We start from the raw sequence: 7460 nt of genomic DNA on the forward strand, positions 1-7460 counted from the left end.
CGTTTCTTTGAACTTTCGGTGTTTGGCATCTTCGGTTTATCGCGCTCTCGTGGGCGTCCATCATCGGAAAGAAGGGAATTGAAGGCTCGGTAGTATGCCAAGCTGTCTGCCATCTGTCCATAGTCAACTTTTCAGGTGAAAATCAAACTATGAACAGCATGGTGTATTTGATCGGTGCCGGCCCAGGTGATCCTGGGCTTTTGACGTTGCGGGGGGCTGAGCTCCTGTCTCGCAGTGATGTCGTTTTGTATGACGGGCTCAGCAATGTTGAATTGCTCTCGCACGCCCCTTCGGCAGAGCACATTTGCGTCGGAAAGCATGGCCAGCAAAGGATTTGGCGTCAGGACGAGATCATTGACGAGATGCTCAAGCATGCTCGAAACGGACGCATCGTCGCTCGGCTCAAAGGAGGGGATCCGGCCGTTTTTGCCCGCACGGCCGAAGAGGTCGAGGCGTTGTCCGATGCCGGGATCTCTTACGAAATTGTTCCCGGAATTACGGCTGCATTGGCCGCTGGATCGTATGCCGGGATCCCAATTACCCATCGAAAACTTGCCTCGGCGGTCGCTTTGGTTACCGGACACGAGGAGCCGGGGAAGACCGAATCGGCGCTCGATTGGCAGGCGCTGGCCCATTTCCCAGGCACCCTGGTTATCTATATGGGGGTCACGACGGCCGAGGTTTGGACGCGATCGCTGATCGACAATGGCAAATCCCCCGACACGCCGGTGGCGATCGTCCGCCGCTGTAGCCACCATGACCAACAAACGTTTCGCTGTCGTTTGGACGAGGTGGCGGACCGATTGAGCCCGGCCAACAAGATCCGCCCGCCCGTGATCGTGATCATCGGTCCAGTCGCGGAATTGACCGAAACGCGAAATTGGCTCGAGCAACGACCGCTGTTCGGTCAAACGGTGTTAGTCACGCGGCCCATCGATCAAGCCGAAGAACTCGCCACGCCGCTACGTGACCTCGGTGCGACCGTGCTGGTTCAACCGGCGATCCAAATTGGGCCGCCCCAGGATTGGGCGGAGGTGGATGCGGCGATCGAGTCGCTTGCCGATCAAGACTTGGTCATTTTTTGCAGCCGCAATGGCGTTCAGTACTTTTTGGATCGGGTGCTCGAGTTGGGACACGACATGCGAATTTTTGCGGGCGTCCAATTGGCGTGTGTAGGAAAAAAAACGGCTGCCGCGCTCGCCGATTTCTATCTGCATGCCGATCGGATTCCCCAAGACTTTCGTGCCGAATCATTGGTCGATGAATTACGTGGTCATGTGTCGGGCAAACAGGTCGTCTTGGTGCGGGCCAGTCGTGGTCGTGACATTCTCGAAGAATCGCTCGCGCAGGCCGGTGCTGATGTGACCCAGGTGGTGGCCTATTCGCACACCGATGTGACAACCCCCGACGCCAAGATTTTACAAGCGGCACAACACGGCCGGATCGATTGGATCACGTTGACTAGCAGTGCCACCGCCGAAAGCGTGCATCGCATGTTGGGCGAATCGATGAAGCAGGCGAAGATCGCAAGTCTCAGTCCGATCACGTCACAGACGGTGCGTGATCTCGGGTGCACCGTCACGTGCGAGGCGGATCCGTATACGATGGACTCGCTTGTCCAGTCGCTGTTGAAATTCAATTTATCTTAAATAAGAGGAAAGGCGAGTCGATGATTCCAAAGCCGTACAAACAGATGCATAAAAGTTATCCCGAGTACATGCAGGCGTATGAATCGTTTGGCGAAGAGGCGAGGAACGCAGGCCCGTTGTCACCGCGTGATGTGGCACTCGTCAAGCTGGCCATCTCGCTGGGCGCGGGTCTCGAAGGTGCCGCCCATTCTCACACTCGCAAGGCACTCGAAGCCGGGTGTACGCCCGATGAACTGCGTCACGTCGCGCTCGTCTCGGCCCCCACCATCGGTTTTCCGACCATGATGCGTGCTCGGACTTGGGTCGAAGATGTGCTGGAAAAGCACGACGATTCAGTGAGCTAGTCTGTTGAATTCTTCGGACTCCGAACGATCGATTCGGCGGCTACTTGGGGTGGTGCTCTGTGGCGGGCAATCGCTGCGTATGGGACGCGACAAGGCGTCGCTCGTCCACGCCGATGGCACTTCCTTTTTGCTGCATGCGATCGATCGGTTATCAACTTTGTGTGACCACGTCGTGGTTAGCGGACGCACGTCGATCGATCATTCAGTGGAAACGATCGACGATCCGGTCGCTCATCGTGGTCCGGCGACCGGAATCGCCGCAGCGCTACAGTACGCCGATCGTCATGGTTTTGCGGCATGTTTGGTTGCGCCGGTGGATATGCCGCGGTTGACGGCGGACCACTTAAGCGGCTTGGTGCATCAATGGCAAACGGCAGACGAGATCACCGTGGCGGAATCGGATCGGGTGCAGCCGCTTGTTGGGATTTATCCCGTTCGTTTCGCGGATCCACTGCAGCGGTTGGCTCAGTCCGAGAATCGTAGTTTGTTTCGTTGGCTTGGTTCACAAGATCATCATCGCGTGACGTTGCCCGCGAGTGGTTGTCACAATGTTAATACTCCTGAAGATTTGACGGATGTCCGCTAAGAAATTTGCATTTAACTCGCCCGACGAGGCGATTGCCGCGATTGCCGATCGATTAAGGGTTGCTGGGGTGGATGCCGAGTGTCCGTCATGTCTCGGTCGTGTGTTGGCGAAACCGGTGACCGCCGATCGCGACAGCCCTGCGGCGGATGTTTCCGCGATGGATGGTTACGCGATCCGGTTGTCCGACCTGCGTCCCGGCGAAACAATCCCCGTTCACGGCGAAAGTGTCCCCGGTTCGCCTCCGCCGGCGATGTCCGAAGGCTCGCTCGTTCGTATCTTCACCGGGGCCATCGTTCCCGCCGAAGCCGACGCGGTGGTCAAACGCGAAGACACCGAAGAATTCGAGAACGCGATTCGTTTCCGCGACGTGGCGTTGTCGACCCTGGCAGGTGAGAACATTCGTCGCGCCGGTGAGAATGCAAAGTCGGGTAGCACGGTGTTGCCGGCAGGCGTTTTGATCAACGCCGCTCATCGTGCGACGATGGTCAACTTCGGTTGTTATCAAGCGAGCGTGTTTTCGCCCGTCCGTGTTACCGTGATCACGACCGGTGACGAAGTCGGCGTGTTTGCCGACGAAACTCCACAACCTTGGCAGCTTCGCAACAGCAACCAAGTGGCGCTCACGTCGCTAATCGAACCGAACCCGTGGATCGCCATTCAAGCGGTTCAGCATGTACGTGACGATCGCGAAACGCTGCAGCAATCGTTAGCCGCAGCACTTGATCAATCCGATGCGATCCTGATGACGGGCGGCGTGTCGATGGGCGATTATGACTACGTGCCCGATGTGGTACGCGAGGTTGGCGGGGACGTAGTTTTTCATGGGCTGCCGATTCGCCCGGGCAAACCGATTCTTGGTGCCGCCACGGCCGAGGGAAAATTGATCCTCGGATTGCCCGGCAATCCGGTCAGCGCGGTGGTGGGGTGTCGCCGGTTTGCGTTGCCGTTATTGGCCAAACAGAGTGGGCAAACTCAGTGGTGTCCACCCGCGACGCAGGTGCGGCTTCAATCAGCGGGTTCAAAAACATTGCCGCTGCATTGGATGCGGATCGTCAAAATGGTTGCCGACGGCGTTGCCGAACCGGTCTTCAGCCAAGGCTCGGGAGACCTCGTGTCACTAGGACAAAGTTCCGGCTTTGTCGAGGTTCCCGTCGGCGAATCGGGTGAAGGGCCATGGAGGTATTACTCGTGGTAAGCAAGCCACTGCTCCCGAATGGTGATTTGGCTGTATGTGGGGTTCTGCAATGAACGACAGCGTGAATCCGTATCAACCAGTCGCAACGCCAGCGGACGCGGTCGCCGCTGCTCTCGCCGATGGCGATGTTCATTTTGCAGCAAGTCAATCGCAACTGCGGTTTGCCGAGTCGCAGTACTTGCTACGTCAACATTCGTTTCGCTTGTTCTTTGGTTCGCTCGCGATGATCGCGTGCAGCATGTTTGCGATCGCGTTGATCCTGTGGCGATTTCCGAATCCGTTCAGCTTTGTTGCTGCGCTCGTCGGAGCGATGGTCGTTTCGAGTTGCCTGTATCTGGCCATGGTGCACCGCACCAAAATGAAGATTCGCGAACAATTGCGAACCCATGGGTTGGTGCAAGATTACCAGTGCACGATTCGCTTGGACCCCGGTCAAGTGGTGTTAGCATCCCCGCTGGGAACTTACGCTTGGCAGAATGAAGACGTGAAAGTGTATCGGACTCGCAAGGGAGTTTTGTTGTGTCCGGAGCCCTTTCTCTTCATCTTCGTCGCCAAGGCAAGTGAATTTAAAGACGCCAGTTACAGCGAGTTTCGCAAGCGATTGTTTGCCCGCAAAGCGACCGTGTCCTCTGCGTCACATGAAAATTCATAGTCCATTTTTTCACCGGAAATTACATGTAGCGGAAGTTGTCAAGACTTTCGTGAATCGTCGAACAGGTCGAAACTCTTGGCGAGTTTCGCTACCCCCAGTGCCGACGAAACTCTTGACGAGTTCCGCTACGGGAAATGTCATCATCCACTAAGCGATGATGTCGCTTGCGACGTTGCCGTGCACATCGGTCAGCCGGAAATCGCGACCGGCATAACGATAGGTCAATTGTTCATGATTCAGCCCTAGCAAATGCAGGATCGTGGCGTGCCAATCATGGATATGGCACTTGTCTTGGACGGCCGCGTAACCATGTTCGTCCGTCTCGCCGTAACTGAAGCCTGCTTTGACGCCGCCACCGGCCATCCAAGTCGTATAGCCCTTGTTGTTGTGATCGCGGCCATCGCCATTTTGAGCTGCCGGAGTCCGTCCAAACTCGCCACCCCAAATCACCAAGGTGTCTTTGAGCATGTCGCGTTGTTTCAGATCCTTCAGCAAACCGGCGATCGGTTTGTCAATTTCGTTACAACGGTTCGGCAAGTCGGTGGAAAGATTGGTGTGATGATCCCAGCCGCCATGGTTGATTTCAACAAACCGCACCCCGGATTCGACGAACCGACGCGCCAGTAAACATTGACGGCCAAAACGTTCGGTGGCCCCTCCGTCGGCACCATACATTTTGAGCGTCGCGTCGGATTCGCCCGAGACGTCCATCAACTCGGGCATCGTGTCCTGCATGCGAAACGCCAACTCGTATGATTCGATAATGCCCTCGACGCCAGGCTGATGTTCATCACGACGAAGTTTCTCGTGATTGAGCGACTGGATTAAATCGAGTTGTTTGCGCTGTTGCGTGCTGGTGTAGCGCGAGTTCTCGATGTCGGGAACCGCCGATCCACCGCCGCCGAAACGTCGCCCCATTCCGCCACCGCCGCGAACTCCGGCGTTGATCGGAGTTCCGCCATAGATCGCGGGCAAAAACGCACTGCCGTAACTGCTCGATTGCCCCGCCGCAGCACTGAGTGAAATAAAACCAGGCATGCTGTCGTTCTCGGTTCCCAGTCCGTACAGCGTCCAAGCTCCGATCGAGGGACGAACAAACTGAGCCGTTCCCGTATGCATCTGAGTCTGTGCCGCCGGGTGAACCGGTTGGTTGCAGTGCATCGAGCGAATCAAACAGAGGTCATCTGCATGCTGAGCGACGCTGGGGAACAGTTCGGAGATCCACAGCCCGCTGTCGCCTCGCTGTTTGAAATCCCACTGCGAACCCAGCAGCTTGCCACCATAGCGGCCGTTTTTGCCGTGGTCGGCATTCAATTGCGGTTTGTAATCAAACGTGTCGACATGCGACGGAGCTCCGGTCATGCATAGGAAAATCACTCGTTTTGCCGTTGCAGGAAAATGAGGCGGTTTGGGTGACAGTGGGTTTTCGCTCGCCGTCGGCGTTTTCGCATTCGCCATGCTCGACAGCCCCGCGAAGGCCAAGTAGCCAAATCCAGCCGAAACGCTTTGCAGTGCGGCACGCCGCGAAAAGAGAGGGGTCATCGAATTGCCCTGTGAACGGTTGAATGGTGAAGGAAAAACGGATGTCAGGTCGATAGTGAGCCGCTCGCGCGTGAGCGGCCGGGTCTCCCACGCGTTACCCGGTGCCCTACGGCCCACGGCTCGTCAAGGCTTTTGTCTATTCTGCCGAGCGATCCGAAAATCACTCGCACTACGTCATTAGGGATTGGATTGCTAATCCAGATAGCGAAACTCGGCTGACGCGATCAGCGATTGGCAAATTGCTGACACGGTTTTGGTGGCACGCGTTTTTGCGAGTCCAGCCACGGGGAAGTCGTCAGCGAACGCACGGATCGTGGAGATTTCTGAATCATCGGGATCGCGACTGTATAGCGAACGGAACAAAGACCGGATTTGGTCTTCCGGATTCCGGCTGCTCGAAAGCACGCGTTCCGCCAACGCATCGGATTGCTGCATCACAAACGGATTGTTCATCATGAACAGCGATTGATTCGGAGTACTGGACGTTTCGCGTTGCCCGACAATCATGCTCGGTTCGGCGAAATCAAATACTTCCAAAACGCGAGGCTCTTCGCCACGCACGATCGGTAGGTAGACGCTGCGGAACGTCGCATCATTCATATCAAGTCGATCGCCACCGCTGCGTCGGTTTGCGAGTGCTTGGCGAAAGATCATTTGTTGCAATTCGGGGCGTGATCGCAACAAGCGTTCTTGATTCATTGGTCCTCCGCTCATCATGTCCATCGCCATTTCACGACTGCTAATGAATTGAGCCGGGTTGAACAGATTGCCGTCACGGACTCGCATGTATCCCGCCTTGGCCACCTCGGACGCCCGCGGGCGATCGAGCTGCAAATTGCCCGAGGCAAACAGGATCGCGTCCCGAATCGCTTCCGCATCCAGCCGTCGTGGTGTCGCACGCCACAGCCGTTCGTTATCAGGATCGTTTTCAAAGTTGGATTGGTTGAATTGTGTGCTCATGCGATAAACACGTGACGTCGCGATTTCACGGACCATCGATTTGATTGACCATCCTGATTCGACGAACTTGATCGCCAGCGCATCGAGCAGTTCGGGGTGGGTGGGAGCCTGACCGGTCGTGCCAAAGTTTTCAGTTGATCGAACAATGCCGTGGCCGATCAAGTGTTGCCAAATTCGATTCACCATCACGCGAGCGGTCAGCGGGTTGTCGCGGCTTGAAATCCATTGAGCCAGTTCAAGTCGTCCGCTCGATCGCGGCGAGATCTTCGGTGTGTCTTCCTCGCGAAGCACGCTGGGGAATCCACGCGGAACCAGCTGCGCGGGCTGAGCGACTTCGCCGCGGACCAACACGCGAACATCACGTGGGTCCTCGCTTTCTTGCACCCCCATGCAATAGGTGATCGGATTGCCCTGTTCATCCACGCCGCCGATGATGGTCGACAACGTTTCGGCTCGTGTTTGCAAGCGGATGAAATTCTGAATGGCGTTCGCTGCGTTGCCATCGTTTTGTCGACGATTGCGGCGATATTCA

7 protein-coding genes are annotated in these 7460 nt (G+C 56.5%); 5 read left to right on the forward strand and 2 right to left on the reverse strand.

The genetic code is table 11. The features are described from left to right. The first annotated feature begins 149 nt into the window (after window positions 1–149). Genes cobA through ABX962_RS24895 form a run of 5 tightly spaced genes read left to right on the forward strand, consistent with a single transcriptional unit; the run spans window position 150 to window position 4426 of the window. Complete coding sequence (cobA, locus tag ABX962_RS24875; protein ID WP_372723318.1) at window positions 150–1649, forward strand: uroporphyrinogen-III C-methyltransferase; 1500 nt, start codon at window positions 150–152, stop codon at window positions 1647–1649. A 20-nt stretch (window positions 1650–1669) separates the two neighbouring features. Further along, window positions 1670–1993 (forward strand): carboxymuconolactone decarboxylase family protein, encoded by a 324-nt coding sequence (locus ABX962_RS24880; RefSeq protein ID WP_339943978.1) that lies wholly within the window; start codon window positions 1670–1672, stop codon window positions 1991–1993. Window positions 1994–1997: 4 nt separating this feature from the next. Further along, window positions 1998–2579, forward strand: coding sequence for a molybdenum cofactor guanylyltransferase (locus tag ABX962_RS24885; RefSeq protein WP_372723320.1), 582 nt, complete (start codon window positions 1998–2000; stop codon window positions 2577–2579). Beyond that, window positions 2569–3774: a molybdopterin molybdotransferase MoeA gene (locus ABX962_RS24890; protein WP_372723322.1), complete on the forward strand. Its 1206-nt coding sequence runs from the start codon at window positions 2569–2571 to the stop codon at window positions 3772–3774. Before ABX962_RS24885 ends, ABX962_RS24890 begins: the two co-directional genes overlap by 11 nt. A 49-nt stretch (window positions 3775–3823) precedes the next feature. Next, window positions 3824–4426 (forward strand): hypothetical protein, encoded by a 603-nt coding sequence (locus ABX962_RS24895; RefSeq protein ID WP_372723324.1) that lies wholly within the window; start codon window positions 3824–3826, stop codon window positions 4424–4426. 147 nt (window positions 4427–4573) lie between these two features. Here ABX962_RS24895 and ABX962_RS24900 read toward each other — a convergent pair whose 3' ends face one another. Next, a complete protein-coding gene (locus ABX962_RS24900) occupies window positions 4574–5968 on the reverse strand; it encodes a DUF1501 domain-containing protein (protein WP_372723326.1) in 1395 nt (464 codons plus the stop codon). Between the two features lie 192 nt (window positions 5969–6160). Then, a partial coding sequence (locus ABX962_RS24905) for a DUF1553 domain-containing protein (protein WP_372723328.1) occupies window positions 6161–7460 on the reverse strand: 1300 nt, incomplete at its 5' end.

This window comes from Novipirellula sp. (genome assembly GCF_041583735.1).
Taxonomy (GTDB): domain Bacteria; phylum Planctomycetota; class Planctomycetia; order Pirellulales; family Pirellulaceae; genus Novipirellula.